Genomic DNA, 26,059 nt, shown 5'->3' with positions numbered 1-26,059 from the left:
CGCGCTCAGGGGGTCAGGATCGGGTCGAGCCCGCCCCGCTCGTCCAGCGCATAAAGGTCGTCGCAGCCGCCGACATGCCGGTCGCCGATGAAGATCTGCGGGACGGTGTTGCGGCCGTTCGCGCGCTTCACCATCTCGGCGCGCTTTTCGTTGCTGCCCATCACGTTGATCTCGGTGAACGGGACGCCCTTCTTCTGCAGCAGGCGCTTGGCCATCGAGCAGTAGGGGCAGATCGGGGTGGTGTAGATCTCGACAGGCTTCATGCCTCGCTCTCCCTCGGGGTGTGTTCGCTGCGCAGTCCGGCGCGCAGATAGTCATCGCGCGGCGCGGGCACCAGTGCGATCACGATCGCGTCAACGCCGCTCGCGCCGGCGCCGCGCAGCACCGCGGCCGCGGCCGAGAGCGTGGCCCCCGTGGTCATCACGTCATCGACCAGCAAAACCCGCCGCCCCGCGACCCGCCCCGCCATGTCTGGCGCCATGGTGATGGCGCCAGCCACGTTCCCGGCCCGCCCGTCGCGGTCGCGGCCGTCCTGGCTCGCGGTGCGGCGCGCACGCCTCAGCAGGTCGGGGGCATGGATCTCGGGCCGCCCCGCCGCGGCAAGGGCCGCGCGGGCGATCTCGGCCGACTGGTTGAACCGCCGCCCAAGCCGCCGCGTCCAGTGGAGCGGTACGGGCACGGCGAGATCGGCACTCGCGATCAGCTCGGCGCCCGCCCGCGCGGCCCAGCGCCCCAGCATCGGCACCATGTCGAGCCGGTCGCCATGCTTGAGCCCCAGCACCAACCGCCGCCCCGTTCCGCCATAGACCAGCACGCCGCGCGCGCGATCCCAGCCGGGAGGATGTCGCAGGCACTCGTCGCAGCGGAAGCCGGGCTCGGTCGTGGGCAGGCCCGGCGCCGGGCGGCCGCAGCAGTCGCAGACCGCACCCGCGACGAACTGCGTGTCGCGCCAGCAGGCGGGGCAGAGCGTGTGCGCCTCGGCCGTCTCGGCGCGGCAGGCGGGGCAGAGCGGCGGGAACAGCGCGCCGCCCACCGCGCCCGCGATCCGGCCGAGTGCCGAAGCCAGCATGTCCCGAAAACCCCTCGCCCCGCTTGCCCGTTCCGCCTATATGGCGTCGCGTGATGGCCAATAATCAAGAGCGTCCCGACATCTTCGACGAGGCAGGCCTTGTGACCCGCCGCATGCGCGCCATGCGGCTCGGCTACGCGGATGGCGCCGATTTCCTGATGCGCGAGGTCGCGGACCTGATCGGCGAGCGCATTGCCGATGTGCGCCGCCCGTTCGGGCGCGCGGCAGTTGCGGGCACCGGCGCGGGGCTGGTGCCGCGGGCGCTCGCGCGGGCGGGGGTGGAGCGCATGGTCGCCACCGATCCGGTGCCGGGCGACCCGGCCCAGGGGGGGGCGGATCTCATTCCCTGGGGGCAGGGCGTCCTGCCCTTCGAGCCCGCGGCGCACGATCTCGCGGTGTCGGCGCTCCTGATGCACGCGCTGAACGACCCGGTGGGCCACCTCGTGCAGTTGCGCCATGCGCTGCGGCCCGATGGCCTGATGATCGCGGCACTGTTCGGCGGACAGACGCTGGCTGAACTGCGGGCCGCGCTGGCGCAGGCCGAGGCGGAACTGACCGGAACGCTGGCCGCGCGCGTGGCGCCGATGGGCGAGATCCGCGACCTCGGCGCGTTGTTGCAGCGGGCAGGCTTCGCGATGCCGGTGGCCGATGCCGAGCGGCTCACAGTGACCTACGAGACGCCGCTGCACCTGATGCGCGAGCTGCGGGCGATGGGCGAGAGCGGGATCCTGGCCGGGCGCCGGCCGCTGCGGCGCGACGTGCTGGCCCGGGCCTGCGCGCTTTACGCCGAACATTTCCCCGCGGGGCAGGGCCGCGTGCGGGCGACGTTCGAGGTCGTCTTTCTGACCGGCTGGGCCCCGGGGCCGGGGCAGCCGGTGGCGAAGCGCCCGGGCTCGGCCACCGCGCGGCTGGCGGATGCCCTTGGCACCACCGAGCGCAAGGCGGGCGAGAAGGCGGGGCCCGGCTGAGCGGCGCAGGCGAATTCGCCGCAGCGCGCGGGTTTGATCCGCGCGACCCATGGCTTACCTTGCAGCGGGATGGCGCGCGGCCCGGCCGCGATGGCGGACGGAGAGGGCAATGCTCGACAGGACGACGGCGACGCAGGTGATGGCGGGAACGGGCCGGCTGGCGCATGCGGCCCTCGACCATCCGCCCGTGCCCCCCGCGCGGGTCGGCCTCCTGCTGGCCAACCTCGGCACGCCCGACGGCACCGACTACTGGTCGATGCGTCGCTATCTCAACGAGTTCCTGTCGGATCGCCGGGTGATCGAGTGGTCGCCCTTCATATGGCAGCCGATCCTGCAGGCGATCGTGCTGACGAAGCGCCCCTTCTCGTCGGGCGAGGCCTATCGCGGCATCTGGAACCGCGAGCTCGATGAAAGCCCGCTGCTGACCATCACCCGCAGCCAGACCGACAAGCTGCGCCGCCGGATGGAGGACGCCTTCGGCGATTCCGTGGTGGTGGATTTCTGCATGCGTTACGGCAACCCCTCGACCGACAGCGTCATCAAGCGCATGGCCGCGCAGGGCTGCGAGCGGATCCTGTTCTTCCCGCTCTACCCGCATTACTCGGCCGCGACGACCGGTACGGCGAACGACCACGCCTTCCGCACCCTGATGAAGCTGCGCTGGCAGCCTGCCTTCCGCACGGTGCCAAGCTATCACGACGACCCGCTCTACATCGAGGCACTGGCCCGCTCGGTCGAGCGCGCCTATGCCGGGCTCGACACGCGGCCGAGCGCGCTGGTGGCGTCCTACCATGGTCTGCCGCGCAGCTATTTCATGAAGGGCGATCCCTATCACTGCTTCTGCCAGAAGACCTCTCGCCTGATGGCCGAGCGGCTCGGCTGGCAGAAAGGCGAGGTCCACACCACCTTCCAGTCCCGCTTCGGTCCTGAGGAGTGGCTGACCCCCTACACCGTCGAATATGTCGCCAAGCTCGCGCGCGAGGGACACAGGCACATCGCCATCATGGCGCCGGGCTTCTCGTCGGACTGCGTCGAGACCCTCGAGGAGATCAACGAGGAAATCCGCGAGAGCTTCGAGGAAGCGGGCGGCGAGCGGTTCGACTACATCCCCTGCCTCAACGACGACGAGGCCCATATCGACATGATCGAGGGCATCGTCCGGCGCGAGGCGCAGGGCTGGCTGTAACACCACACGGCGCGGTGCAGGGCCAGTCCTGCAGGACTGGCCCGGGATCGCGGCGACTTCAGTTCGCGCCGCTCAGGTTGCCCTCGATCAGCGTCGCGGTCAGGATCGGGACCTCCTGCATCGGGTAATGCCCGGCGTTCTCGAGATAGACAAAGCGCGCCTGCGGCAGCCATTGCCCGAGGGTGGCGGCGAAGTGCGCCTCCTGGAACCCCGGCAGGTCGTTGCGCCCGCCGATCACCAGCACCGGGATGCCGATTGCGGCGGCGGCGAAGGCGGCCGAGAAATCCTCGTTCAGCCACATCTCGTAATAGTCCGCCATCGCCGCGGGACGGGCGCCGGTGCGGTTGTGGCGGGTCTTGGCCTCGGTCCAGCGCGCCGTAAGCTTGCCTCCCGTCAGGGCGCCGAAGGCGGCGGCGGCCACCCCATCATCGCGCATCGCGGCGGAGAGGAAGCCGCGCTCGTCCGCGCTCGCCGGATAGCCGTCAGGCGTCACCGGCGTGATCGCGGTATAGCCGAGGATGCGGCGCGGTCCAGTCCAGTCGTCGAGGATCGCGCGGAACCCCGCCATGCCGGTCATCGAGTGGCCCACGAGATGGTATTGCGGCCAGCCCAGATGATCGCCGAGGCGGCTCACATCGGCCGCGATCTCGGCGCTGTCGAACCTGCCCTCGAGGCCCTTCGACAGTCCGTAGCCGCGCACATCGGCAAAGGCATAGGTGAAGGCGTCGCCGTCGAGCCAGGGCTTCATCGCGTCGTAGGTCGACTGATCGCCCATCCAGTCGTGCAGCACGATGACCCGCGCGGGCCCCGCGCCGTGGATCTCGTGGCCGAGGATCGGCGCCTCGCCCGCGACGGCGGGAAAGGCGAGGCCCGCGATCAGGGCGGGCGGCATCAGGGGTCGGGTCAGCATCCGGGGTCTCCGCATCGGGGTGGTGAGGTGACGGAGAATTTGAATGTTGATTGCAAATCAGCAAGTACGCATTATTTTCGCGGGTAGTATCAAAAAAGACTGTATGGAGGCCGCGATGCGCAAGCCGCGCCACAGCCGCGCCATCCTCTGCCCGGTCGAGGCGGCGCTCGACCGCATCGGCGGCAAGTGGAAGGGCCTGATCGTGTTCCGCCTGATCGAGCGAACCTGGCGCTTCAACGAATTGCAGCGCAGCCTGCCCGGATGCACCCAGCGGATGCTGACCAATCAGCTTCGTGAGCTGGAAGCCGACGGGATCGTGCATCGCGAGGTGTTCCCCGAGGTGCCGCCGCGGGTCGAGTATTCGCTGACGCCCGCGGGGCGCGACCTGATCCCCACGGTCGGCGCGCTCTGCGCCTGGGGTCAGAAGCATGTGCCGGGCGTCGATCGCGACTTCCGACTGGACGACGACCGGGCCGCCTGATCGCATCGCCCGGGTTCTTCCGTTCGGCGTGAAATGCGGTTAGCGATTGCAGGCTTGAGCGCTGGGGAAGGCCGCACATGGAAACAGTCCGCACCGTGGCAGAGCTACGCGCCCGTGTCGCCTCCTGGCGCAGGCAGGGCGAGCGGGTGGCGCTGACCCCCACCATGGGCGCGCTACACGAGGGGCATCTCAGCCTCGTGCGGCTCGGTCAGGCCAATGCCCGGCGGGTGGTCGCGACGATCTTCGTCAATCCCACCCAGTTCGGGGCGAACGAGGATCTCGCCGCCTATCCGCGCGACGAGGCGGGCGATGCGGCGATGCTAGAGGGGGCGGGCTGCGATCTCCTGTTCGCGCCGCCCGTGGCGGAGATGTATCCGCCGGGCTTCGTGACGCGGGTGATCGTCGATGGGCTCACGGACGTGCTGTGCGGCGCCGTCAGGCCCGGGCATTTCGACGGCGTGGCGCAGGTCGTCACCAAGTTGCTCAACCAGGCGCAGGCCGATGTGGCGATCTTCGGCGAGAAGGACTGGCAGCAGCTTGCGGTGATCCGCCGTCTGGCCGCCGATCTCGACATCCCGACCCGCATTCTCGGCGCGCCGATCCTGCGCGAGCCGGACGGGCTCGCCATGTCCTCGCGCAACCGCTACCTGACGCCGGACGAGCGGGCGGTGGCGCCGGCGCTCCATCGCGCCATCGCGACCGCGGCCGCGAGTATCGCGGCAGGGGCAGATCCGGCGGACGCGACGCTGGCTGCGCGGGCGGCGGTCCTCGACGCAGGCTTCGCCTCTGTCGATTACATCGAGGCGCGGGATGCCGCGACGCTCCGGCCGATCGACCGGTTCGATCCCGGCCGGCCTGCGCGCATCTTTGCGGCGGCGAGGCTGGGGCGCGCGCGGCTCATCGACAACGTGCCCATCGGGACCGGAGGATGAGGGTGCCGCGCTGGCTCGACTGGCCGCCGGTATGGCTGGCCGGGTTCATGGCGGCCGGCTGGGCGCTGGGCGCGGTCTGGGCGCCTCTGGGTGTTCTGCTCTGGCCGGGGCGGCTTGTGATCGCGGCAGGCGTGGCACTTGCGGCCTGGGCGGCGATCGAGTTCCGCCGTGCCCGCACCACCATCGTGCCGCGCGAGACGCCATCGGCGCTGGTCGACAGCGGGCCCTACCGGCTCAGCCGGAACCCCATCTACGTCGCGGATCTCCTGATTCTCGCCGGTTGGGTGCTGACGACCGGGCAGCCCCTGGGCCTCGTCTTGCTGTGGCCCTTCGCGCGGGTACTCGAGCGCCGCTTCATCCGGCCCGAGGAGGCTATGCTCGACACCCATCTCGGCGCGCCCTATCGCGCCTATCTCGCGCGGGTGCGGCGCTGGCTCTGACGGGGCCTATTCGCGTTCTAACGTCTCGAACCATTCGATCGCACGCGCGACCCAGCCCTGCGGCAGGGCGTGCCCGCCGGGATGCAGCATCAGGTCGAGCCGGCCGCCGGGGCAACTGGTCCAGTGCCGCCACCAGATGTCGCCATCCGCTTCCATCGGTGCGGTGTCGGGCATGCGCGCGCTGCAGCCCGTCACCTCGCGCATGATGGCGAGGCTTGCGAAGGCGTCGCCCTGGATCAGCCGTCCCTGCGCGACCGCCCGCCCCTCCAGCGGCACGACCCGGTCGGTCCAGCCGTGGGTGTGGAAGAGGTCGACGGGTCCGCCGCAGTCGGCCGGCAAGGGCTCCCAGAAGGCGCCGGCGACCGGCGCATAGGCGCGCGCGAGGCCCGGCGCCTGGCAGGCCGCGTCCCAGACCATCGAGCCCCCGCGCGAGAACCCCGCGAGCAGGATGCGCCCGCGGTCGACCCCGCGCTCCGCCGCATCTTCGAGCACGGCCGCGAGATAGGCCATGTCGTCGCGAGGGTGGTTGCGCATCATGTCGCGCACCGCCCAGTCGCGCTGCTCGCGGCCGGGTTTCGGCACCCCCTCGGGCACGATCAGCGCATAGCCGCGCAGGGCCAGCGCCTCGCGCAGCCCGTTCGCGCCCTGCATCACCGCGAGCGAATTGCCGCCCCAGCCGTGCAGGTAGGCCACCGCCGGCACCGGGCCGGCAGCGTCCGGGGGCAGGGCGAGGCGATAGAAGCCGCCTTCGACCATGCACATGCCCTCGGGCTCGCCGCAGGAGGGGGCCCCGGCTCCGGCTGCGGGCGACGAGGGCCGGGCGCAGAGCGCGGCGGCGATGGCGACGGCGAAGCTCAGACGGCGCATTTTGGCTCCCGTGCAGTGCGGCGCGGGCCGCAGGCCGCTGCGCCAAGGTTCGACAGCCGAGATTAGCGCAGCCCCGTGGCGGTGCCAGAGCCTGCCGATGATGCAAATGTCACGAAAGACGGCGCGGCAGATGTCCTGCCGCGCCGCGTCGATCGACCCGTGCGAAGGGTCAGCGGATCAGGATCTCGGGCCCCATCAGCAGGGTCGGAAGGAATGTCGAGATCGCCGGCACATAGGTCACGATGATCAGGAACACGAACAGGATGCTGACCCAGGGCAGCGCTGCCTTGACCACGTCGAACACCGGCATGCCGGCGACGCCCGAGGTGACGAACAGGTTCAGGCCGACCGGCGGTGTGATCATGCCGATCTCCATGTTCACGACCATGATGATGCCCAGATGGATCGGGTCGATTCCCAGCTGCATGGCGATCGGGAAGACCAGCGGCGCCACGATCACGAGCAGTCCCGAGGGCTCCATGAACTGCCCGCCGATCAGCAGGATGACGTTGACCATCACCAGGAACATGATCGGCCCGAAGCCGGCCGACAGCATCGCCTCGGCGATCTGCTGGGGGATCTGCTCGTCGGTAAGCACGTGCTTGAGTATCAGCGCGTTGGCGATGATGAACATCAGCATGATCGTCAGCTTGCCCGCCTCGACCAGCGTGGCCCGCGTATCGCGGTGGAACCAGACCGTGACCAGCGCGTAGGGCCGACGCATGAGCGAGGTGGGGCGCCCGCCCGCGCCGTCCGTCAGCGGCCCCATGTCGCGATAGACGAAGTTCGCGATCAGGAAGGCATAGACCGCCGCGACCGCCGCCGCTTCGGTCGGCGTGAAGATTCCGCCATAGATGCCGCCCAGGATGATGACGATCAGGAACAGCCCCCAGCCCGCGTCGCGCGCCGAGTCGAGGACCTCGCCCAAGCCAGCCCAGGGCTGCGCGGGCAGGTTCCGGATGCGGGCGACGACATAGATGCCCACCATCAGCATGAAGCCCGCCAGCAGGCCGGGGATCACGCCGCCGAGGAACATGCGACCGACCGAGACATCGGTCGCCGCCGAGTAGACCACCATCACGATTGAGGGCGGGATGAGGATGCCGAGCGTTCCCGCGTTGCAGATCACGCCGGCCGCGAACTCGCGCGTGTAGCCGACCTGCCGCATCCCCGCGATGACGATCGAGCCGATCGCCACCACCGTCGCGGGGGACGACCCCGACAGCGCCGCGAACAGCATGCAGGCGAACACCGAGGCAATGGCAAGCCCGCCGCGCAGGTGCCCCACGCAGGCGATCGCGAAGCGGATGATGCGCTTGGCCACGCCCCCCGTCGACATGAAGGCCGAGGCGAGGATGAAGAACGGAATGGCGAGCAGCGTGTAATGCCCGGCGAAGGCGTTGAACAGGGTTCCGGCGATCGAGGCCAGCGTGCTGTCAGAGTAGAGCACGAGGAAGATGATCGACGAGAGCCCGAGCGACACCGCGATCGGCACGCCGATCAGCAGGAAGCCGATGACCAGGACGAAGAGGAAGACGACATCCATGTCTCAGCTCTCCTTGCGCGAGGCCGCGGCCTCTTCCAGCATATCCTCGACCTCGTGGCTCGCGATGAGCATGGTCCGGCGTCCCGTGAAGATCTCCCAGCCGGCCTCGAGAAGCCGGAACAGGAACAGCGCCATGCCGAAGGGCAGGATGAAGTAGGGGATGTAGCGCGGCAGGTAGTCATAGAGCGGCGCGCCATCCTCGGTGAGACCGAGCGCGATCTGGATCGAGGCCGGGAACGGCACGTCGTTCACCTCGAGGAACGACGCCGTGCTGGCAAAGCGGTACCAGTAATCCCACGAGCCCTTCAGCACCAGGACGGCATAGGCGAGGCTCGCGGCCAGCGCGAGCAAGGCCAGCATCCGGCGCACGCCCGGCGAGAACAGGTTGACCAGTGCGTCGACGCCCAGATGCGCGGTGATCTTCACGCAGTAGCTGATGCCGAACAGCACGAGCCAGGCGAACAGGAAGACCGTCGCCTCGAGCGCCCAGAGCACGTTCGCGTTGAAGACATAGCGGGCGACCACGTTGACGAAGGTGATCACCGTCATGGCGCCGAGGAAGACGGCGATCAGCGTCTCCTCGATCTCGTTGACCGCGCGCCCGACGGCGGTGCGCGCGTGGTAGCGGCCGGACATGGGCATCCCCCCTGCGAGGTTTCGGGCCTTTCCGGCCCGTTGTTGCGCGCGGCAAGGCGCCGCGTCGGTCGTCATGAGTTGCGCCGCGGGCCGGTGCTGCGCCCGGCCCGCGGCCTCGTTCCCGTCGATCAGTTCGACGCGTTCGCGGCCTGCGCCGCCGCGATCAGGTCGGCGCCGATCTCGCCCTCGAACTTCGCCCAGACGGGCTTCATGGCATCAACCCAGGCCTGGCGCTGCTCTGGCGTCAGGGTGCGGATCACGCCGCCGGCCGCGAGGATCGCGGCCTTGGCGTCCTCGTCGACCTTGTTGACCTCGGCGTTGCGCGTGGCGGTCACCTCGTCGAAGATCGTCTTGAGCTGGGTGCGCACGTCCGCGTCGAGGCCGTTCCACCACTCGGCCGAGGTCACCACCAGATAGTCGATGATGCCGTGGTTGGTCTCGGTGGTCCCGTCCTGCACCTCGAAGAACTTCTGGCCGTAGATGTTCGACCAGGTGTTCTCCTGCCCGTCGACGACGCCGGTCTGAAGCGCGCCGTAGACCTCGGAGAAGGCCATCTTCTGGGGATTGGCGCCCATCGCCTCCATCTGCGCGACCAGCACGTCCGACGCCTGTACGCGGAACTTCAGGCCGCGCGCGTCCTCGGGCATCACCAGCGGCTTGTTGGCCGAGAACTGCTTCATGCCGTTGTGCCAGTAGCCGAGGCCCTGAAGCCCGCGCTTCTGCATCGAATCGAGCAGCGACTGCCCGAACTCGCCCTGCTGGAAGCGATCCACCGCCGCCACGTCCTCGAACATGAAGGGCAGGTCGAAGATGCGGAACTTCTTGGTGAACTTCTCGAACTTCGACAGCGACGGCGCGGCGAGCTGCACGTCGCCGAGCAGCATTGCCTCGAGCACCTTGTCGTCGTCGTAGAGCGACGAGTTCGGGAAGACCTCCATGCAGGCCTTTCCGTTCATCTCGGTGTTCACGCGTTCGGCCAGAAGGGCGGCGGCAATGCCCTTCGGGTGCTTGTCGGTGTTCGTCACATGGCTGAACTTGATGACGATCTCGCCCGGATCGCAGGCGGCAAAGGCTGCGCCCCCGGCCATAAAGCTGATGGCGACGGCGGTCGCGGCGATCTTGCGGAACTGCATCTGTCTCCTCCCGGTCGGTTGTCTGTATGCGCGCCCCGTGGCGCGACGTGACGACTCTCTTCAAGATGCGTGCCAGAATGCAAGCAAAAGGCGGCAAGCAGGAAATTCCGCCGGATTAGCGCATTCGCCCGCCCCGCCGGGCGGGGAAGGAAAGAAACCCGGCGCGTCCCTGTGCGAAAGGGCGCACGGCGGCGAGGTCCCGTGTGCGGATTCCCGCACGGCCGCGGCGGGCGGCGGCCTTCCCACGGCCCGCGCCGAGCCGGCACGAGGGACGGGCCGCGCCGCCGCTTCAGCGGAAATCGTCGGGGCGAAGGCCGTGGCGCGCGAGCTTTTCGTAGAGCGTCTTGCGGGGCGTGCCCAGCGTCTCGCAGGCGGTCGGGATGTGCCCTCCCGCGGCGCGCAGTGCGTCGCTCAGAACCGATCGCTCGTACGCCGCCACGCGCGCTGCGAGGCTTGCGCCGCCAGCAGTCGCCTCGCCGTGCGCGCCGGCTGCCTGCCAGTCGAGCCCCAGCGCGAAGCGCTGCGCGGCATTCCTCAGCTCGCGGACATTGCCCGGCCAATCGCGCGCTTCGAGCTCGGCGACCAGCGCGTCAGGGATCTCCGGCGCCGTCTGCGCGGCACGTCCCGCCGCCTCGGCCACGAAGGCGCGGAACAGCGGGCCGATGTCCTCGCGCCGCTCGCCCAGTGACGGCACGACCAGGCGGGCGACATCGAGGCGGAAGGCGAGGTCCTCGCGGAAGCGCCCGGCCGCCGCGGCGGCGTGCAGGTCCGTCTTGGTCGCCGCCACGACCCGCACGTCGATCGGAATGACGTGCTCGGCGCCGAGCCGCTCGAGTTCGCGCTCCTGCAGGACACGCAGGAGCCGCACCTGCAGATCGAGCGGCATCGACTCGATCTCGTCGAGGAAGATGGTCCCGCCATTGGCCTGCTCGAACCGCCCGATCCGCCGGGCCGCAGCGCCCGTGAAGGCGCCCTTCTCGTGGCCGAACAGCTCGGAGCCCGCCAATTCCGCCGACAGCGCGCCGCAGTTGATGGCCACGAAGGGGGCCGGGGCCCGCGCCGAGCGGGCGTGCAGCAGGCGCGCCGCCACCTCCTTGCCCGCGCCGGTCTCGCCCAGCACCAGCACGTCGAGCCCGGTCGCCGCGATCTTGTCGATCCGCTCGCGCAGCCGCCGAGCCGGGCCGCTTTCGCCGATCAGCCTCGGCACGCCCGGCATGGCGCCAAGCTCGGCCCGCAGCGCCCGGTTCTCCATCACCAGCGTGCGGGTCCGGCAGGCGCGCCGGGCAACCTCGATCAGCCGCTGGGGCGGGCAGGGCTTCTCGAGGAAATCGTAGGTCCCGGCGCTCGTCGCCCGGACCGCCATCGGGATGTCGCCCTCGCCGGTAAGCATGATCACCGGCAGCTCGGGGTCCATCGCGATCACCGCGTCGAGCAGGGCAAGGCCGTCCTTGCCCGGCATCCGCACGTCCGAGATGACCGCCCCCGGCCAGTCGGGGGTGAGCCGCCCGAGCGCGGCGTCGGCCGAGTCGGCGGTCTCGACCGCGATCTCGGCAAGATCGAGCGTCTGCGCCAGCGCCGCGCGCACCATCGCGTCGTCCTCGACCAGCAGGATCCGCGGCATCCCGCTCATGCCGCGGTCTCGAGCCGGGCGCGCGGCAGCTCGACGCTGAACACCGCGCCGCCGTCCGGGTGGTTCGCGGCCCTGATCCGGCCGCCGAAGCTCTCGATGATGCCGAACGAGATCGAGAGGCCGAGGCCCAGCCCCTCGCCCACCCCCTTCGTCGTCCAGAATGGGTCGAAGAGGTTCCGGCGGGCTTCCTCGCTTAGGCCCGGGCCCCCGTCGCGGATGGTGAGCAGGCCGCCCTCGCCGATTGGCTGGACGCGGATCTCGACGCGACGCTCGGCCTGGCCGGCCTGTGCGTCGAGCGCGTTCGCCACGAGGTTCATAACCACCTGTCCCAGCCGCACCTGGCCGCCGCGCACGATCACGGGCGCCGGCGGCGGGCACCAGTCGATGCGGGCCCGCTCGGCCGCGATGCGCTGCGCCATCAGCTCGAGCGCCTCCCCCACCACGGCGTCGAGCGCGACATCCGTGGCTGGCTCGCCCTCCTTGCGGGCGAAGGCGCGCAGGTTGCGGATGATGCGCGCCATCCGGGCGGTGAGTTCGGCGATCTGGCCCAGATTGGCCGCGGCCTCGTCCGAGCGCGCTTGCGCGAGCAGGACCTGCGCGTTCTCGGCGAAGGAGCGGATCGCGGCCAGCGGCTGGTTGAGCTCGTGGCTGATCCCGGCCGACATCTGGCCCAGCGCGGACAGCTTCGAGGCCTGGATCAGGTCGTCCTGCGCCTGTCTCAGGGCGGCCTCGGCCGCGCGGCGCTCGGCGATCTCGGCGGAAAGCTGCCGGTTCGCCTGCATCAGCTCGGCCGTGCGTTCCGTGACGCGGGTCTCGAGCCCCGCCTTGGCGCGCGCCTCAATCGCCAGCCGCTCGGCAAGGCGCGCCCGGCGCTGGATCAGGAGCGCGATGACCAGCGCGATCACCAGCGCGCCGAGGGCCGCCACCGCCGCGGCGGTGCGCGCCTGCGCGGCGACCGGGGCGAGCGGTGTGAGCATGTGCGCGGTGAGGTCGAGGCGCGGAAGGTCGAGCCGCGTCAGCACCGATGCGCCGATCGCGACGCCCACCGGCGCCCAGGCCCCGGCATCGACGGTCTGGCGCCCGGCAAGGTCGCGGCGCGGCAGCTCCGGCAGGGCGACCAGCGCGGTGCCGTCATACTGGCGGTCTCGCCGGATCGCCGTCAGCGCCTCGTCGCGCAGCGGCGCGAGGGTCCGGTAGAGCATCCCCGGTTCCGAGGCGAGGAACACCACGCCATGCGGATCGGTGAGGAATACCACGCGCTCGCCGGTCAGGGCCGCGGCCTCGACTTCGTCGACATCGACCTTGACCGTGAGGACGCCGAGGCGCGCGCCCTGGGCCTCGACCGGGACGGCGAAGTAGAAGCCGCGCCGCCTCGACGTGGTGCCGAGCGCGTAGTAGCGGCCTAGCGCACCCTCCATCGCCCGGGTGAAATAGGGGCGATAGCTGAAGTTCTGTCCGACGAAGCTGTGCGGCTCGTTCCAGTTCGAGGCCGCGACCGTCGTCCCCGCGGTGTCGATGAGGTAGATGTCCGAGGCGCCGGTAACGCTGGCCAGGCGTTCGAGCAGCCGGTTCGACGCCTCGACCGACAGCTCGTCGCGCGCGGCGAGCGTCTCGGCGAACCGGCCCGTGTCGGCGAGGACGCGGGGCAGCTCCTTGAACTTGGCAAGCGGGGTCTCGATCCGGGCCACGGCCAGCGTGATCTCGGACTCGGCGTCGCGGCGCAGGGCGTCGATGCCCGAGGCCCAGGCCCAGAGCCACGCTGCACCCGCCGCCACCGCGACCGGCAGCGCGAGGATCGCGAGCGCCAGCAGCCGGCGCCTCATTGCCCTGGTCCCGCCACCGGCCCGGGCCGAGGCCCGGGCGCCGCGCGCATCAGCCGCGGTTCGCGGCCAGGGCGGCCTCGATCAGCCGGGCGCCGATCTCGCCCTCGAACTGGCGCCAGACAGGTGTCAGCGCGTCGATCCATCTCTCGCGATCGCCCTTCGTCAGCCGCCGCACCGTCCCACCATTCTCCAGAATGCGCATCTTTGCCAGTTCGTTGAGCTCGAAGGAGAAGCGATTGTACTCGTGCGTGACCTCGATCAGGATCTGCTCGATCCCGGCGCGGTCGGCGGCGGGCAGGCCCTCCCAGAAGCTGCGCGAAACGATCACGAGATAGTCGATGATGCCGTGGTTGGTCTCGGTCACGCCGTCCTGGCGGGTGTAGAATTTCTTGGTGTAGATGTTGGTCCAGGTGTTTTCCTGACCGTCGGCCCGTCCGTCGCCCAGCGCGTCGTAGACGTCCTTGAAGGCGAGCTTGACGGGCTCCGCGCCCAACGCGCGGAACTGCGCATCCAGCACGTCCGAGGCCTGGATGCGGAATTTCAGCCCCGCGGCGTCGGCCGGCGCCTTGATCGGGCGGTTGGCGGAGAGCTGCTTCATCCCGTTGTGCCAGTAGGCAAGCCCCAGGATGCCCTTGTCGCGCATCGAGGACTTCATCGCCTGGCCCTCGGGCGAGGTCTGGAAGCGCTCGACCGCCGCGATATCCTGGAACAGGAAGGGCAGATCGAAGATGCGGAACGCGAGCGTGTAGGCCTCGAATTTCGAGAGCGAGGGCGCCGCCATCTCGACATCGCCACGCACCATGGCGTCGAGCACCTCGTCGTCTGAGAAGAGGCTCGAGGAGGCATGGACCTCGACGCAGTAGCGTCCCTCGAACGCGGCGTTCACCCGTGCTGCGAACTCGGCCGCGGCCTCGCCCTTGGGGTGGCCCTTGTCGGCGACAACATGGCTGAAGCGGATCGCCCGCTCGCCGGGGTCGCAGGCCGCCTGTGCGGGCGCGGCCCCCAGTGCCGCAGGGATGAACAGGGCCGCGCCGATCAGCGCAGTGGACAGGCGTCGCATTCTGGCTCCCCCGCTCGGGGCGGCGCGGCAGTCCGGAGCCCCCGCGGTTCGGACGGTTCCGGCCGCCGAAACTCCGAAACGCTTTCTGGTATACCAGCGCGGCGCGCCGGGTCAATGATCCTTTCGCGCCTGCGAGATGCGGACCGGGCGCGCAGCCCTCTCAGGCGCCGAGCGGGCGCAGCAGGTCGCGGCTGATGATGTGGCGCTGGATCTCGGACGTGCCGTCCCAGATCCGCTCCACCCGCGCGTCGCGCCAGAAGCGGGCGAGCGGCAGGTCGTCCATCAGACCCATGCCGCCATGGATCTGGATCGCCGCGTCGGTCACGCGGGCCAGCATCTCGGAGGCATAGAGCTTGGCCGAGGCGATCTCGCGATTTGCAGGCAAGCCCTGATCGAGCCGCCAGGCGGAGGCGAGCGTCAGGAGATCGGCCGCGTCGATTTCCGTGATCATGTCGGCCAACTGGAAGCTCACGCCCTGAAATTTGCCGATCTGCTGGCCGAACTGGCGCCGCTCGGCGGCATAGCCGAGCGCGTGCTCGAACACCCGCCGCGCGCGGCCCACGCACATCGTCGCGACCGTGATGCGGGTGGCGTAGAGCCACTCGTTCATCACGTCGAAGCCGCCATCGACCTCGCCCAGCACCTGCGCGTCCGAAAGGCGGCAGTCGTCGAAGTCGAGGATCATGTTCTTGTAGCCGCGATGGCTGACGGACCGATAGCCGGGCCGGATGGTGAAGCCGGGCGTGCCGCGATCGACCAGGAAACAGGTGATCCGCTTCTTCGGCCCCTTGGGCGTGGCGTCCTCGCCGGTCGCGACGAAGACGATGACGAAATCGGCGTGATCGGCTCCGCTGATGAAATGCTTGGTCCCGTTCACCACCCAGTCGCCGCCGTCGCGCCGCGCGAAGGTCTTCATGCCGCGCACGTCCGACCCCGCGTCGGGCTCGGTCATCGCCAGCGCGTCCATCCGCTCGCCGCGCACGGCGGGCAGGAGATACCGCTCGCGCTGTTCGCCCTTGCAGGCCATCAGGATGTTCTGCGGCCGGCCGAAGAAATGCGTGAGCGCCATCGCGCCCCGGCCAAGCTCGCGCTCCACCAGCGCAAATTCGAGGTGGCTGAGCCCCGCGCCGCCCACCTCCTCGGGAAAGTTGCAGGCGTAGAAGCCAAGTTCCAGCGTCTTGGCCTTGATTGCTTCGGCCACCGCGGGCGGCACCTCGCCGCTGCGCTCGACCTCGTCCTCGTGGGGGTAGATCTCGTTCTCTACGAAGCTGCGGACGGTGGAGACGATCATCTCCTGCTCGTCGGTGAGGCCGAAATGCATGATCGCTCTCCGTCGTCTTGCGTCAGACCTTGGGGTCCGGGTTCTCGGTGTGCCCGTCCACCGCGATCGCCTGTCCCGAGACGAGCCGGGCGGCGGGCGAGGCGAGGAAGACGGCCATCGCCGCGACATCCTCAGCCGTCACCCAGGACCGCATCGAGGTGCCGGCGGCATAGCCCGCCCGCACCGCCTCGGTCGTCATGCCCTTGGTGGCGGCCTCTCGGGCGACAACGCCCTCCATCCGCGGCCCCTCGACCGCGCCGGGGCAGATCGCGTTGGCGCGGATGCCGAACGGGCCAAGCTCCATCGCCAGCGTCTTCATCAGCCCGATGACGGCCCATTTCGCCGCCGCATAGGGCGCGCGGTTGGGGTAGCCATGAAGGCCGGCCGTGGACGAAGTCAGGATCATCGCGCCTGCCCCTTGCCGCTTCATCAGGGGCGCCGCGTGCTTGGCCGCGAGAAAGGCACCCTCGAGGTTCACAGCGACGCAGGCGCGGAAGCCGTCGAGCGGCATGTCCTCGATCGGCGCCGTGGGCCCCGCGATCCCGGCATTGGCGCACAGCGTGTCGAGCCCGCCCCACTCCCGGGCGATCCGGTCCGTCAGCGCCGCCGTTCCCACCTCGTCGCGCACGTCGAGCAGCGTGCGGCCCCAGTCGGTGGGGCACACCGCCAGTGCCGCCTCGTCGACATCGGTTACCCAGACCCGCGCGCCTGCGGCCGAGAAGGCCTCCGCCATCGCGCGCCCGATGCCCGAGGCGCCCGCAGTGATCAGAACCCGATGGCCGGCCGGCAGGCTCATCGCGCGGCCCGCCACGGGGCGGCGATGGCCACGGCCGCGCCGCCTGCCGCGCGCCGCGGGCGCGACGGTGCCGTGGGCGGCACGGCCGACGCGGCGCCCTGGCCGGTCACGGCCGCTGCCCCACCGCCCGGCCCGCGCCCTCGGGCAGCGGCAGGGCGGCATGGGCGGCGGCGATCGGCGCGAGGCGCGCGGCCACCTCGGGCGCGGGGTCGCAGGCTCGCCGGGTGCCGAGGTTCACATGGATCAGCATCTCCTCGCTGGTCGCGAGCAGCCGTCCGTCCGCGTGGTGCATCTGGTGGAACAGCTTGAGCTTCTTGCCTGCCCCGTCCAGCACCTGCGTGGTCACCGTCACCGCGTCGCCGGCATGGGCCTCGTCGAGATAGCGGATATGCGTCTCGGCGGTGAAATAGCTGAGCCCCTTCGAGATATAGTCCTGATCCGCGCCGATCACACGCATCGCGCCGTCGGCGGCATCGGAAAAGAGTTGCCCGTAGCGGCTGACGTTCATGTGGCCGTTGTAGTCGGTCCATTCGGCCGGAACGCGGGTCTCGACCGTGACGAAGGGGCGCGAGAAATCCTGCGCGGCGGTCTTGGCCGCGGCATAGAGCTGGCGCTCATAGGCCGCCAGCACCTTGCCCGCGCCCCAGTCGTTCGCCTTCAGCGCCTGCATGATGGCGACCAGATTGTCGTCGCGGATGCGTTCCAGCTCGCGGATCGAGTGGGCGCCGGACTGCGCGTCGGACTGGCTCGCCACCATGTCGATCAGCTCGTCGGTCAGTTCGGGTACGTCCGTGAGCTTTGTCCAGGGCCATTGCAGGCAGGGTCCGAACTGGGCGATGAAATGGCGCATCCCCGCCTCGCCGCCTGCCACCCGATAGGTCTCGAACAGCCCCATCTGCGCCCATCTCAGCCCGAATCCGAAGCGGATGGCGTCGTCGATTTCCTCGGTCGTACCGATCCCGTCCTTCACCAGCCACAACGCTTCGCGCCAGACGGCCTCGAGGAAGCGGTCGGCGATGAAGGCGTCGATCTCCTTGCGGATGTGCAGGGGCTTCATGCCGAGCGCGGCATAGATCGCCTTGGCCCGCTCGACCACACCCGCGTCGGTCCGCGCGCCCGCCACGATCTCGACCAGCGGCAGCAGGTAGACCGGGTTGAAGGGGTGCGCGACGATCAGGCGACCCGGGTGCTTCAGCGGCGCCTGCAGGTCCGTGGGCTTGTAGCCGGAGGTCGAGGACGCGATGATCCCGCCGGTGTTGACGGCCTCCAGCTCGGCATAGACGCGGTGCTTGAGGTCGATCCGCTCCGGCACCGCCTCGACGATCAGTTCGGCGCCTTCGACCGCCTCGGCCACCGATCCCGCGAGCCGCCACGCGCCCTTGGCCGGCCGGGGCGCCAGCGTCAGCTTGCCATAGGCGCGCTCTGCATTGGCCAGCACCTCGCCCAGCTTGCGCCCGGCCTCCGGGTCGGGGTCGTAGACCGAAACCTCGACCCCGTTCTCGATCAGGCGCGCGAGCCAGCCGCCACCGATCACGCCGCCGCCCAGGATGGCTGCTTTCTCGATCATCTCGTTCCGGTCTCCAGAGGCAGCGCCGCTGTCACGCGGGCCGGCTGCCGGTTGAGCGCATCGCGGCGGCGGCGCCGCCGCCGGGCCGTCGGGGGCTCGATGCCCCCGGCGGGTCGACCCTGGTCACGCGGCGAGCGGCGCCCGCTTCTCGAGCTTCAGGCGCTCGCGCACCTCCGCCGGTCCGATCACCCGCGCGCCCATCCGCTCGACGATGCCGACTGCGCGCTCGACCAGCTGCGCGTTCGTCGCCAGCACCCCCTTGTCGAGCCAGAGATTGTCCTCGAGCCCGACACGGACATTGCCGCCGCCCAGCACCGCCGCCGCGACGTAGGCCATCTGGTGGCGCCCCAGCGAGAAGGCCGACCAGTGCCAGTCCGGGGGCACATTGTTGACCATCGCCATGAAGGTGTTGAGGTCGTCCGGCGCGCCCCAGGGCACGCCCATGCAGAGCTGGACCAGCACCGGTTCGGGGATCACGCCCTCGCGCACCAGTTCCTTCGCGAACCAAAGGTGCCCGGTGTCGAAGGCCTCGATCTCGATCCGCGTACCGCTCTCGGCCATCAGCTTCGCCATCGCGCGCAGCATGCCGGGCGTGTTGGTCATCACGTAGTCGGCCTCGGCGAAGTTCATCGTGCCGCAGTCGAGCGTGCAGATCTCCGGCCGGCATTCGACGACATGGGCGACGCGCTCGGTCGCGCCCGCCATGTCGGTGCCGGCGTCCTTCAGCGGCAGCGGCTTCTCGACATCGCCGAAGATCATGTCCCCGCCCATCCCGGCGGTCAGGTTCAGCACCACGTCCACCTCCGCCGCGCGGATGCGATCGGTCACCTCGCGGTAGAGCGCGACGTCGCGCCGGGGCTTGCCGGTCTCGGGGTCGCGGACGTGGCAATGCACCACGGCGGCACCCGCCTTCGCGGCCTCGATCGCGCTGTCAGCGATCTGCTTGGGCGAGCGCGGCACATGCGGGCTGCGGTCCTGCGTGCCACCCGATCCGGTGACGGCGCAGGTAATGAAGACCTCGCGATTCATGGCGAGCGGCATGGCGTTCCTCCCTGATCCGAGCGCCAGCTTGCACGGCGCCGCCCGCCCATGCTTTACAGAAACGGAACGATGATATGCACATTCGGAACTCACATGTTCACACCCGATCCAGCCCCCCTCGAGATCGAGCTTCTCGTCCTGCCCGAGACGACGCTGATCCAGGTCGCGGCGGTGATCGAGCCAATGCGCGCGGCGAACCGTCTGCTGGGGCGCACGCAGTTCCGATGGGTCATCACCAGTCCCGACGGTGCGCCCGCGCCGACCCAGTCGGGCATCCCGATCCCCGCCGCGCGCGCCTTCGACCCGCTCGCATCGGGCGCGCCGCTTCTGGTGTTCGCGTCCTACAACATCGACCGCCATGCGACGGGCCCGCTGATCCGCCGGCTGGGCCGCGCCGGGCGTGCCCGGCCGGTGATCGGCGGCATCGAGGGCGGCGCCTGGGCTGTGGCGCGTGCGGGCCTGCTGACCGGCCGGCGCGCGACCACGCATTGGGAGGACCTCGATGCCTTTGCCACCGCCTTTCCCGACATCCACGTCGAGCCCGCCCGCTTCGTGATCGACGGCAACCGCTTCACCACCGGGGGGGCGGGGCCCGCGCTCGACCTGATGCTTACGCTGATCCGCCGCCGTCTCGGCTACCCGCTCGCGCTCGAGGTCGCCAAGGCCTTCATCTACGAGCCCTCGGGCCGCGAGGACCAGGCGCCCGCGCTCGCGCTCGCCCGCCCGCGCAACCCGGTTCTGGCGGCCGCGCTCGCCGAGATGGAGGCCCGGCTCGATGCGCCCGTTCCCGTCGAGCGCATCGCGCGCGCGGCCGGCGTCTCGGCGCGGCATCTGCAGACGCTGTTCCACCGCCATCTGGGGGTGGCACCTCATGCCCACTATCTCGCGCTGCGGCTCAACCACGCGCGGCGCCTGCTGATCGAGACAGGCATCCCGGCGGTCGAGATCGCCGGGGCCGTGGGCTTCGCCTCGGCCGCCGCCTTCGCGCGGGCCTATCGCCGCATGCATGGCGAGGCGCCGTCCGAGACCCGCCGGGCCGCCCGTGCCTGACCATCGGGGCTGTCGGATCGCGTGCCGCGAGGCACGTGGCGGCTGAACGGCCCTCGACGGGCCGGTCGGGCGCACCCCGGCACGGGCCGACGGCTTGACGCCGGGCAGCGCCCTTGGCAGGGCGTCCGCGAGCGTTATTCTTCGGGGAAGCGACAGGGGGACTACATGACCGCGCACGGGCCTGCGGGCGAAGCCGAGCTCTATGATTTTCTGCACGACCACGGCATCGGCTTTCGGCACCACATCCATCCCGCCCTACACACGGTCGAGGAAAGCCGCGCGCTGCGCGGCGACCTGCCGGGCGCGCATGTGAAGAACATGTTCATGAAGGACAAGAAGGGCGCGATATGGCTCGCGACCTGCCTCGAGGACCGCGAGCTCCGTATCCGAGACCTCGAGCGCGAGATCGGCGCGAAGAACCTCAGCTTCGGCAAGCCCGACCTGCTGTGGGACTGCCTGGGCGTCAAGCCCGGCGCGGTTACGCCCTTCGGCCTCCTGAACGATCGCGAGGGCCGCGTGAACTTCGCGATCGACGCGCGCCTGATGGAATTCGAGACGATCAACGCCCACCCGCTACACAACCAGGCGACGACCGCTATCTCACGGGATGACCTCATGCGCTTCGTCGCCCTCACGGGCCACGAGGCGGTGGTGGTCGATTTCGATCGGCTCGAGGCGCTGGCGCGCGAGCGGGCGACGGCAGGGGGACAAGGCGAGTGATTGCGGCGCTTCCCGCAAGCCTCTATGTGGGGCGGAAGCCCATCGGGGGCCGAACGACCGCAATCTTCGGGGTGAGACGATGATCGAGCTTGGCAAGACCGCAGCCGCGCCGGCTGCCGAGGGCCTGATCCGGGACGTGACCGACCAGACCTTCATGAACGAGGTGATCGAGGCCTCGCGCGAGGTGCCGGTCATCGTCGATTTCTGGGCGCCGTGGTGCGGGCCGTGCAAGACGCTGGGGCCGCTGCTCGAGCAGGCGGTGACTGCCGCGCGCGGCGCGGTGCGCATGGCCAAGGTCAATGTCGACCAGAACCAGATGGTCGCGGGCCAGCTTCGCGTCCAGTCGATCCCCACCGTCTACGCCTTCTTCCAGGGCCAGCCGGTCGATGGCTTCCAGGGCGCGGTCCCCGCATCCGAGGTCAAGGCCTTCGTCGAGCGGCTGGTGCAGATGGCGGGTGGCGGCGGCATCGACGAGGCGCTCGAGGCGGCTGAGGCGATGCTGGCCGACGGCCAGCTTCAGGACGCGGCGCAGACCTTCGCGGCCGTGATGGCCGAGATCCCCGAAAATGCCCGCGCGATCGGCGGGCTGGCGCGCGCGCTGCTGGCGGCCGGCGACCTCGCCGAGGCGAAGGCCACGCTCGACCGCGCGCCGCAGACTGTCGCGAAGGACCCCGCCATCCAGGCCGCGCGCTCGGCCATCGAGCTGGCCGAGATGACGCAGGAGACCGGCGAGGCGGCTGAGCTTCGGGCCCGCGTCGAGGCCAGCCCTGCCGACCACCAGGCGCGCTACGACCTCGCGCTCGCGCTGATCGCCGCGCGGGACAACGAGGGGGCGATCGACCAGTTGCTGGAACTGTTCCGCCGCGACCGCGAGTGGAACGACGGCGCGGCGCGGACGCAGCTCTTCAAGCTGTTCGACACGCTTGGCCCCAAGGACCCGCTCACCCAGAAGGGGCGCCGCCGGCTCTCCTCGATGATCTTCGCCTGAGAAGGATGCCCGCTTGACCCGGCGCTTCGCCCTCGCAGACCTCCCCGAAGTCATCCCGGTCTTTCCGCTGCCGGGGGCGCTTCTACTGCCGAGGGCGCGGTTGCCGCTCAACATCTTCGAGCCACGCTATCTGGCGATGCTGGACGACGCGCTGCGCTCGGATCACCGGCTGATCGGGATGGTGCAGCCCTACGAGGGATCGGGACAGCCGCCGCGGCTCCATTCGATCGGCTGCGCGGGGCGCGTGACCTCGCTGTCCGAGACTGAGGACGGGCGGTACCTGATCGCGCTGACGGGCATCAGCCGCTTCCGCATTCGCGGTGAGCTCGACGGCTTCACTCCCTACCGGCGCGTGCGTGCGGACTGGACCGATTTCGCCGGTGATCTGGGCCGGACCGAGAGCGATCCGGCCTTCGATCGCGACGCGTTCCTCGGCATCCTGCGGCGCTATTTCGAGGCGGCGCACCTGTCGTCCGACTGGGACGCGATGCGCGACGCCGAGCCCGAGATGCTGATCAACTCGCTCTCGATGATGTGTCCCTTCTCGGTCGAGGAGCGGCAGGCGCTGCTCGAGGCGCCGCGCCTGTCGGATCGTTGCGACACGCTGGTGGCACTGATGCAGTTCGCCATCGCCTCGGGCGGCTCGGACGGGAGCAAGGTGCAATGACCGGGCCTGCCGAGGTCGAGGATGGCCCCTCGCCGGCATCGCCCGCGGGCGACGTGTCGCCAAAGCTCCTCGAGTCGCTCGTGTGCCCCGCCACCGGGGGTAAGCTGGGCTACGACGGCGCGCGGGGCGAGCTCGTCTCGAAGGCGGCGGGCCTTGCCTACCCGATCCGGTCGGGCATCCCGATCATGCTGATCGACGAGGCGCGCAAGCTCGAGGAGTGAGCGCACCGCCACCGTGCGGGCGTCCCCGCACGTTCCGCCGACCCGAAAACGCGAAAGGGCGGCCCATCGGCCGCCCCCCAAGCGTCGGTCGCGTGCAGCCGCCTCAGTCCGCGGCAGCCTCGCTGCGCTCGCGGTAGTTCGTCTTCTCGACGATGCGGGCCGACTTGCCGCGGCGCGAGCGCAGGTAATAGAGCTTGGCGCGGCGGACCTTGCCGCGGCGCACCACGGTGATCGAATCGATGTTGGGCGAATGCAGCGGGAAGACGCGCTCGACGCCCTCGCCGAAGCTGATCTTGCGTACGGTGAACGAGGCATTGAGGTTGTTGCCGCCGCGGCGCGAGATGCAGACGCCCTCATAGGCCTGCACGCGCGAGCGCGAGCCTTCGACCACCTTGTAGCCGACGCGGACGGTGTCGCCCGGCGCGAAGTCGGGGATGGATTTGCCGAGGGCGGCGATGTGCTCGGCCTCGAGCTGCTGAAGCAGGTTCATGGTCTCAGTCCTTCTCGTGCCCGCCTGTCGCGGCGGAGGTTTCAGCGTCCGAGAGCTCTGCTTCTCCTGCCGGGTCGCCCTGGGTGGCCTGCACCCATGCCCGCCAGAGGTCGGGACGTCTTTCCTTCGTCAGCCTGACGGCCTCGGAGTGGCGCCACTCGGCGATCCGGGCATGATGGCCGGAGAGGAGAACCTCCGGTATCGCCCGCCCCTCCCAGACCTGGGGCCTCGTGTACTGCGGATGCTCGAGGAGCCCCCGCGAGAAACTTTCCTCGGCCGTGCTGGCCTCGTTGCCCAGAACCCCGGGGCGAAGCCGCAGAACCGCGTCGAGGATCACCATCGCGGCCAACTCGCCCCCGGTGAGGACGTAGTCGCCGATCGAGACCTCCTCGACCCCGCGCGCGTCCAGCACCCGCTGGTCCACGCCTTCGAAGCGGCCGCAGAGCAGGGTGACCCCCTCCGCCGCCGCGATCTGCCGCGCCATGGCCTGATCGAACACCCGGCCGCGGGGCGACACATAGATCAATGGCCAACGCGCCCGGTCAGGGGCCGCATCAGCCATGCTCGCGTCGATCGCCGCCGCCACCACATCCGGCTTGAGGACCATGCCCGGTCCGCCCCCGGCTGGGGTGTCGTCGACGGTGCGGTGCTTATTGCGCGCAAATTCCCGAATGTCCAGAGGCTCGAGGCGCCAAAGCCCCTCGGTCAGGGCCTTCCCGATGAGGCTCTCGCCGAGGGGGCCCGGGAACATGCCCGGGAACAGCGTCAGCACCCGGGCGGTGAAGGCGCCGGGGCGATGCAGATCCTCCATCAGCGGGCGGGGCCGGGCAGTCACGCGCGGCTGGAACATGCCCTGCGAGCGGGGTTTCGGAGTGTCGGTCATGGCCCGTGCTGTCTAGTGCAGCCGTGCCCGGGACGGCAAGGGGCGACGTGCGCGGGCAGTGGTTCGCGCGTGTGGATGTATCCAAGTGATTGAATAATTTACAAAAACAAGAGGCGTGAGAATTGCGCGCGCGGCGTTCAGTCCTCGGCCACGTCCGCGTCGGGGTGCGGCAGGGCCACAAGCCGCGCGGCGGCGGCCTTTGCCGCGCCGGGGCGGGGCTGGAGGTGGAGCGCATTGCGCTCGACCCATTCGAGGTAGTGGGCGATGCGGCCCGCCGTGATCGCGGGGTCGGAGAGGAGCGCGAGGATTTCCCGCACTTCCTCGCCATAAGCGTCCCCGGCCCCCGGCGTGCCGGCGAGGCCGTGGGGGTCCCAGTGCTCGAGCAGGATGCGTCGGATCGCCCGTGTCAGCGCGTTGCGCGCGGCCTCGCTGGTCATGTCCCGTCCTCCGGCGCCGACTCGCCCGGCTCCGCCTCGTCGAGCGCGCCTTCCGGAGGGTCGGCGATGATGCGCCCGGCCGCAAGGTCCACCGTGGGTACGGCGGCGCAGGTGAAGGGCAGCATGACCGGCTTCCCCCCCGGGCGCTCGACCTCAAGGATGTCGCCGGCGCCGAAGTCGTGGATCGCCCGCACCCGCCCGATGGTTGCGCCGCCGGTGTCGAGCACTGGCAGGCCGATCAGGTCGGCGTGGTAGAACTCGTCGTCCGGCAGGCTCGGCAACCGGTCGCGCCGGGCATAGAGGCGCGTGCCCTTCAACGCCTCGGCCTCCTCGCGGGTCGCGGCGATGGTGAGGCGCGCGGCGAAGGCGCCCTTGAGCGGACGGGTGATGCGAAGGCCCACCGGCTGGCCGTCGCCGGTGACGAGGGGGGCGTAGTCGGCGATGGCCGCGGGGTCGGCGCAGAACGATTTGACCCGCGCCTCGCCGCGCACGCCAAAGGCGCCGGCGATGGCGCCAACGCAGATCAGGTCATCGATGTCCTGGGCGCGGCGGGTCATCTCGGCGTCGGGCCTCAGTGGCATGTGGCATCGTGGAGTGGCCTCCGGTGCGGCCGGAGCCCGGTCGGGCGGGGCAGGCGCGGCAGGCCGCTGCGTAATGCAGCCATGGCCCCGCGAGGGCCCCGGGTCACGTGCGGGGCAGCAAGATCGCGGCGCGGTCCGGCCGGGCTGCGGACTGTGTCCGCACTGGCATGGCCGCGCCGCGGGAGGCGGCGCGGGGCGCCGGCCTGCGACGCGCTGTCCCGTCGCAGGCCCACGCGCCTCGACTCACTCGGCCGGGGCTTCGGCCGCGGCCTTCGCGGCGGCTTCGCGCTCGGCGCGCTTCTTCGCGCGGTCCCGCGCGGCCTTGCCGGGCTCGCCCTTCTTGGGGTTCGCGCGCTCGGTCTTGGCGCGCAGGCCCGCGGCTTCGAGCATGCGGGCGATGCGGTCGGTCGGCTGGGCGCCATGGTCGAGCCAGTGCTGGACGCGTGCGACATCGATCTTCACGCGCTCCTCCGAATCCTTCGGCAGCAGCGGGTTGTAGGTGCCCAGCTTCTCGACGAAGCGGCCGTCGCGCGGCATGCGGCTGTCGGCCGCGACGATGCGGTAGAAGGGGCGCTTCTTCGAGCCGCCCCGGGCGAGCCTGATCTTCATTGCCATG

At 70.4% G+C, this 26,059-nt stretch carries 29 protein-coding genes; 10 read left to right on the top strand and 19 right to left on the bottom strand.

Going from position 1 to position 26,059, the window contains the following annotated elements:
- Positions 1 to 5 precede the first annotated feature (5 nt).
- Positions 6 to 263: a glutaredoxin 3 gene (gene grxC / locus M1105_RS08805; RefSeq protein ID WP_249579976.1), complete on the bottom strand. Its 258-nt coding sequence runs from the start codon at positions 261 to 263 to the stop codon at positions 6 to 8.
- Entirely contained in the window at positions 260 to 1,069 is an 810-nt protein-coding gene (locus M1105_RS08800) for a ComF family protein (RefSeq protein ID WP_249579975.1), read from the bottom strand. The genes grxC and M1105_RS08800 overlap by 4 nt, the downstream gene beginning before the upstream one ends.
- A 53-nt stretch (positions 1,070 to 1,122) precedes the next feature.
- Between M1105_RS08800 and M1105_RS08795 the strand changes: the two genes are divergently transcribed.
- Both M1105_RS08795 and hemH read left to right on the top strand, forming a co-directional pair.
- Entirely contained in the window at positions 1,123 to 2,037 is a 915-nt protein-coding gene (locus M1105_RS08795) for a class I SAM-dependent methyltransferase (protein WP_249579974.1), read from the top strand.
- Positions 2,038 to 2,146: 109 nt separating this feature from the next.
- Entirely contained in the window at positions 2,147 to 3,223 is a 1,077-nt protein-coding gene (gene hemH / locus M1105_RS08790) for a ferrochelatase (RefSeq protein ID WP_249579973.1), read from the top strand.
- Positions 3,224 to 3,281: 58 nt separating this feature from the next.
- On the opposite strand, the gene M1105_RS08785 is transcribed toward hemH, so the two are convergent.
- Entirely contained in the window at positions 3,282 to 4,133 is an 852-nt protein-coding gene (locus M1105_RS08785; RefSeq protein ID WP_249579972.1) for an alpha/beta fold hydrolase, read from the bottom strand.
- Positions 4,134 to 4,248: 115 nt separating this feature from the next.
- On the opposite strand from M1105_RS08785, the gene M1105_RS08780 reads away from it, so the two are divergent.
- The 3 genes from M1105_RS08780 (at position 4,249) to M1105_RS08770 (ending at position 5,986) form a co-directional block, all read left to right on the top strand.
- Positions 4,249 to 4,614: a winged helix-turn-helix transcriptional regulator gene (locus M1105_RS08780; RefSeq protein ID WP_249579971.1), complete on the top strand. Its 366-nt coding sequence runs from the start codon at positions 4,249 to 4,251 to the stop codon at positions 4,612 to 4,614.
- A gap of 77 nt (positions 4,615 to 4,691) precedes the next feature.
- Positions 4,692 to 5,546: a pantoate--beta-alanine ligase gene (panC, locus tag M1105_RS08775; protein WP_249579970.1), complete on the top strand. Its 855-nt coding sequence runs from the start codon at positions 4,692 to 4,694 to the stop codon at positions 5,544 to 5,546.
- A complete protein-coding gene (locus tag M1105_RS08770; protein ID WP_249579969.1) occupies positions 5,543 to 5,986 on the top strand; it encodes a methyltransferase family protein in 444 nt (147 codons plus the stop codon). Before panC ends, M1105_RS08770 begins: the two co-directional genes overlap by 4 nt.
- A 6-nt stretch (positions 5,987 to 5,992) precedes the next feature.
- On the opposite strand, the gene M1105_RS08765 is transcribed toward M1105_RS08770, so the two are convergent.
- The 11 genes from M1105_RS08765 to M1105_RS08715 all read right to left on the bottom strand — a co-directional run bounded on the left by M1105_RS08765 (position 5,993) and on the right by M1105_RS08715 (position 19,406).
- Positions 5,993 to 6,853, bottom strand: a complete 861-nt coding sequence (locus M1105_RS08765; RefSeq protein ID WP_249579968.1) for an alpha/beta hydrolase family esterase — start codon at positions 6,851 to 6,853, stop codon at positions 5,993 to 5,995.
- A 169-nt stretch (positions 6,854 to 7,022) separates the two neighbouring features.
- Positions 7,023 to 8,399 (bottom strand): TRAP transporter large permease, encoded by a 1,377-nt coding sequence (locus M1105_RS08760; RefSeq protein WP_249579967.1) that lies wholly within the window; start codon positions 8,397 to 8,399, stop codon positions 7,023 to 7,025.
- Between the two features lie 3 nt (positions 8,400 to 8,402).
- Positions 8,403 to 9,035: a TRAP transporter small permease gene (locus tag M1105_RS08755; RefSeq protein ID WP_249579966.1), complete on the bottom strand. Its 633-nt coding sequence runs from the start codon at positions 9,033 to 9,035 to the stop codon at positions 8,403 to 8,405.
- A gap of 128 nt (positions 9,036 to 9,163) precedes the next feature.
- A complete protein-coding gene (locus M1105_RS08750; protein ID WP_319936779.1) occupies positions 9,164 to 10,168 on the bottom strand; it encodes a TRAP transporter substrate-binding protein in 1,005 nt (334 codons plus the stop codon).
- A 289-nt stretch (positions 10,169 to 10,457) separates the two neighbouring features.
- On the bottom strand, positions 10,458 to 11,798 hold the full coding sequence (locus M1105_RS08745) for a sigma-54-dependent transcriptional regulator (RefSeq protein ID WP_249579965.1): 1,341 nt from the start codon (positions 11,796 to 11,798) through the stop codon (positions 10,458 to 10,460).
- Positions 11,795 to 13,621: a sensor histidine kinase gene (locus tag M1105_RS08740; RefSeq protein ID WP_249579964.1), complete on the bottom strand. Its 1,827-nt coding sequence runs from the start codon at positions 13,619 to 13,621 to the stop codon at positions 11,795 to 11,797. The genes M1105_RS08745 and M1105_RS08740 overlap by 4 nt, the downstream gene beginning before the upstream one ends.
- Positions 13,622 to 13,670: 49 nt before the next feature.
- Entirely contained in the window at positions 13,671 to 14,681 is a 1,011-nt protein-coding gene (locus M1105_RS08735) for a DctP family TRAP transporter solute-binding subunit (RefSeq protein WP_249579963.1), read from the bottom strand.
- Between the two features lie 160 nt (positions 14,682 to 14,841).
- On the bottom strand, positions 14,842 to 16,002 hold the full coding sequence (locus tag M1105_RS08730; protein WP_249579962.1) for an acyl-CoA dehydrogenase family protein: 1,161 nt from the start codon (positions 16,000 to 16,002) through the stop codon (positions 14,842 to 14,844).
- A 22-nt stretch (positions 16,003 to 16,024) separates the two neighbouring features.
- The gene (locus tag M1105_RS08725; RefSeq protein WP_249579961.1) at positions 16,025 to 16,798 is read right to left on the bottom strand and encodes an SDR family oxidoreductase; all 774 of its coding nucleotides are present in this window, start codon (positions 16,796 to 16,798) and stop codon (positions 16,025 to 16,027) included.
- 106 nt (positions 16,799 to 16,904) lie between these two features.
- Positions 16,905 to 18,365, bottom strand: a complete 1,461-nt coding sequence (locus M1105_RS08720; protein WP_249579960.1) for a carnitine 3-dehydrogenase — start codon at positions 18,363 to 18,365, stop codon at positions 16,905 to 16,907.
- Positions 18,366 to 18,488: 123 nt separating this feature from the next.
- On the bottom strand, positions 18,489 to 19,406 hold the full coding sequence (locus M1105_RS08715) for a BKACE family enzyme (protein WP_249579959.1): 918 nt from the start codon (positions 19,404 to 19,406) through the stop codon (positions 18,489 to 18,491).
- Between the two features lie 93 nt (positions 19,407 to 19,499).
- Between M1105_RS08715 and M1105_RS08710 the strand changes: the two genes are divergently transcribed.
- From M1105_RS08710 to M1105_RS08690, 5 genes are all read left to right on the top strand, one after another.
- Positions 19,500 to 20,456, top strand: a complete 957-nt coding sequence (locus M1105_RS08710) for a GlxA family transcriptional regulator (RefSeq protein WP_249579958.1) — start codon at positions 19,500 to 19,502, stop codon at positions 20,454 to 20,456.
- Between the two features lie 165 nt (positions 20,457 to 20,621).
- Complete coding sequence (locus tag M1105_RS08705; protein WP_249579957.1) at positions 20,622 to 21,176, top strand: prolyl-tRNA synthetase associated domain-containing protein; 555 nt, start codon at positions 20,622 to 20,624, stop codon at positions 21,174 to 21,176.
- A gap of 79 nt (positions 21,177 to 21,255) precedes the next feature.
- On the top strand, positions 21,256 to 22,164 hold the full coding sequence (locus M1105_RS08700) for a thioredoxin family protein (RefSeq protein WP_249579956.1): 909 nt from the start codon (positions 21,256 to 21,258) through the stop codon (positions 22,162 to 22,164).
- A gap of 13 nt (positions 22,165 to 22,177) precedes the next feature.
- Positions 22,178 to 22,831 carry an LON peptidase substrate-binding domain-containing protein gene (locus M1105_RS08695; protein WP_249579955.1) on the top strand — a complete coding sequence of 218 codons (654 nt, stop codon included), beginning with the start codon at positions 22,178 to 22,180 and terminating at the stop codon, positions 22,829 to 22,831.
- Positions 22,828 to 23,052, top strand: a complete 225-nt coding sequence (locus M1105_RS08690; protein WP_249579954.1) for a Trm112 family protein — start codon at positions 22,828 to 22,830, stop codon at positions 23,050 to 23,052. The genes M1105_RS08695 and M1105_RS08690 overlap by 4 nt, the downstream gene beginning before the upstream one ends.
- A gap of 103 nt (positions 23,053 to 23,155) precedes the next feature.
- Here the strand turns inward: M1105_RS08690 and rplS are convergent, their stop codons facing one another.
- From rplS to rpsP, 5 genes are all read right to left on the bottom strand, one after another.
- A complete protein-coding gene (rplS, locus tag M1105_RS08685; RefSeq protein ID WP_249579953.1) occupies positions 23,156 to 23,542 on the bottom strand; it encodes a 50S ribosomal protein L19 in 387 nt (128 codons plus the stop codon).
- Between the two features lie 4 nt (positions 23,543 to 23,546).
- Positions 23,547 to 24,425 carry a tRNA (guanosine(37)-N1)-methyltransferase TrmD gene (gene trmD, locus M1105_RS08680; protein WP_249579952.1) on the bottom strand — a complete coding sequence of 293 codons (879 nt, stop codon included), beginning with the start codon at positions 24,423 to 24,425 and terminating at the stop codon, positions 23,547 to 23,549.
- Positions 24,426 to 24,562: 137 nt separating this feature from the next.
- On the bottom strand, positions 24,563 to 24,862 hold the full coding sequence (locus tag M1105_RS08675) for a hypothetical protein (protein ID WP_249579951.1): 300 nt from the start codon (positions 24,860 to 24,862) through the stop codon (positions 24,563 to 24,565).
- The gene (rimM, locus tag M1105_RS08670; protein ID WP_249579950.1) at positions 24,859 to 25,443 is read right to left on the bottom strand and encodes a ribosome maturation factor RimM; all 585 of its coding nucleotides are present in this window, start codon (positions 25,441 to 25,443) and stop codon (positions 24,859 to 24,861) included. Before rimM ends, M1105_RS08675 begins: the two co-directional genes overlap by 4 nt.
- A gap of 243 nt (positions 25,444 to 25,686) precedes the next feature.
- Positions 25,687 to 26,058, bottom strand: a complete 372-nt coding sequence (gene rpsP, locus M1105_RS08665) for a 30S ribosomal protein S16 (protein WP_249579949.1) — start codon at positions 26,056 to 26,058, stop codon at positions 25,687 to 25,689.
- Between the last annotated feature and the right edge of the window lies 1 nt (position 26,059).

It is taken from the genome of Thermohalobaculum sediminis, assembly GCF_023487995.1.
GTDB classification, from domain to species: Bacteria; Pseudomonadota; Alphaproteobacteria; order Rhodobacterales; family Rhodobacteraceae; genus Thermohalobaculum; species Thermohalobaculum sediminis.
This window is presented reverse-complemented; position numbering and strand designations above follow the sequence as displayed.

Excerpts from the sequence above, each read along its gene's own strand:
- M1105_RS08690 (WP_249579954.1), top strand. The coding sequence starts at position 22,828 with ATGACCGGGCCTGCCGAGGTCGAGGATGGCCCCTCGCCGGCATCGCCC.
- M1105_RS08725 (WP_249579961.1), bottom strand. The coding sequence starts at position 16,798 with ATGAGCCTGCCGGCCGGCCATCGGGTTCTGATCACTGCGGGCGCCTCG.
- panC (WP_249579970.1), top strand. The coding sequence starts at position 4,692 with ATGGAAACAGTCCGCACCGTGGCAGAGCTACGCGCCCGTGTCGCCTCC.
- rimM (WP_249579950.1), bottom strand. The coding sequence starts at position 25,443 with ATGCCACTGAGGCCCGACGCCGAGATGACCCGCCGCGCCCAGGACATC.
- M1105_RS08705 (WP_249579957.1), top strand. The coding sequence starts at position 20,622 with ATGACCGCGCACGGGCCTGCGGGCGAAGCCGAGCTCTATGATTTTCTG.
- rpsP (WP_249579949.1), bottom strand. The coding sequence starts at position 26,058 with ATGGCAATGAAGATCAGGCTCGCCCGGGGCGGCTCGAAGAAGCGCCCC.
- M1105_RS08760 (WP_249579967.1), bottom strand. The coding sequence starts at position 8,399 with ATGGATGTCGTCTTCCTCTTCGTCCTGGTCATCGGCTTCCTGCTGATC.
- M1105_RS08675 (WP_249579951.1), bottom strand. The coding sequence starts at position 24,862 with ATGACCAGCGAGGCCGCGCGCAACGCGCTGACACGGGCGATCCGACGC.
- M1105_RS08780 (WP_249579971.1), top strand. The coding sequence starts at position 4,249 with ATGCGCAAGCCGCGCCACAGCCGCGCCATCCTCTGCCCGGTCGAGGCG.
- M1105_RS08770 (WP_249579969.1), top strand. The coding sequence starts at position 5,543 with ATGAGGGTGCCGCGCTGGCTCGACTGGCCGCCGGTATGGCTGGCCGGG.
- M1105_RS08745 (WP_249579965.1), bottom strand. The coding sequence starts at position 11,798 with ATGAGCGGGATGCCGCGGATCCTGCTGGTCGAGGACGACGCGATGGTG.
- trmD (WP_249579952.1), bottom strand. The coding sequence starts at position 24,425 with ATGACCGACACTCCGAAACCCCGCTCGCAGGGCATGTTCCAGCCGCGC.
- M1105_RS08755 (WP_249579966.1), bottom strand. The coding sequence starts at position 9,035 with ATGTCCGGCCGCTACCACGCGCGCACCGCCGTCGGGCGCGCGGTCAAC.
- M1105_RS08710 (WP_249579958.1), top strand. The coding sequence starts at position 19,500 with ATGTTCACACCCGATCCAGCCCCCCTCGAGATCGAGCTTCTCGTCCTG.
- M1105_RS08700 (WP_249579956.1), top strand. The coding sequence starts at position 21,256 with ATGATCGAGCTTGGCAAGACCGCAGCCGCGCCGGCTGCCGAGGGCCTG.
- M1105_RS08720 (WP_249579960.1), bottom strand. The coding sequence starts at position 18,365 with ATGATCGAGAAAGCAGCCATCCTGGGCGGCGGCGTGATCGGTGGCGGC.
- M1105_RS08785 (WP_249579972.1), bottom strand. The coding sequence starts at position 4,133 with ATGCTGACCCGACCCCTGATGCCGCCCGCCCTGATCGCGGGCCTCGCC.
- M1105_RS08765 (WP_249579968.1), bottom strand. The coding sequence starts at position 6,853 with ATGCGCCGTCTGAGCTTCGCCGTCGCCATCGCCGCCGCGCTCTGCGCC.
- M1105_RS08735 (WP_249579963.1), bottom strand. The coding sequence starts at position 14,681 with ATGCGACGCCTGTCCACTGCGCTGATCGGCGCGGCCCTGTTCATCCCT.
- M1105_RS08730 (WP_249579962.1), bottom strand. The coding sequence starts at position 16,002 with ATGCATTTCGGCCTCACCGACGAGCAGGAGATGATCGTCTCCACCGTC.
- M1105_RS08795 (WP_249579974.1), top strand. The coding sequence starts at position 1,123 with ATGGCCAATAATCAAGAGCGTCCCGACATCTTCGACGAGGCAGGCCTT.
- rplS (WP_249579953.1), bottom strand. The coding sequence starts at position 23,542 with ATGAACCTGCTTCAGCAGCTCGAGGCCGAGCACATCGCCGCCCTCGGC.
- M1105_RS08715 (WP_249579959.1), bottom strand. The coding sequence starts at position 19,406 with ATGCCGCTCGCCATGAATCGCGAGGTCTTCATTACCTGCGCCGTCACC.
- M1105_RS08740 (WP_249579964.1), bottom strand. The coding sequence starts at position 13,621 with ATGAGGCGCCGGCTGCTGGCGCTCGCGATCCTCGCGCTGCCGGTCGCG.
- M1105_RS08750 (WP_319936779.1), bottom strand. The coding sequence starts at position 10,168 with ATGCAGTTCCGCAAGATCGCCGCGACCGCCGTCGCCATCAGCTTTATG.
- M1105_RS08800 (WP_249579975.1), bottom strand. The coding sequence starts at position 1,069 with ATGCTGGCTTCGGCACTCGGCCGGATCGCGGGCGCGGTGGGCGGCGCG.
- grxC (WP_249579976.1), bottom strand. The coding sequence starts at position 263 with ATGAAGCCTGTCGAGATCTACACCACCCCGATCTGCCCCTACTGCTCG.
- hemH (WP_249579973.1), top strand. The coding sequence starts at position 2,147 with ATGCTCGACAGGACGACGGCGACGCAGGTGATGGCGGGAACGGGCCGG.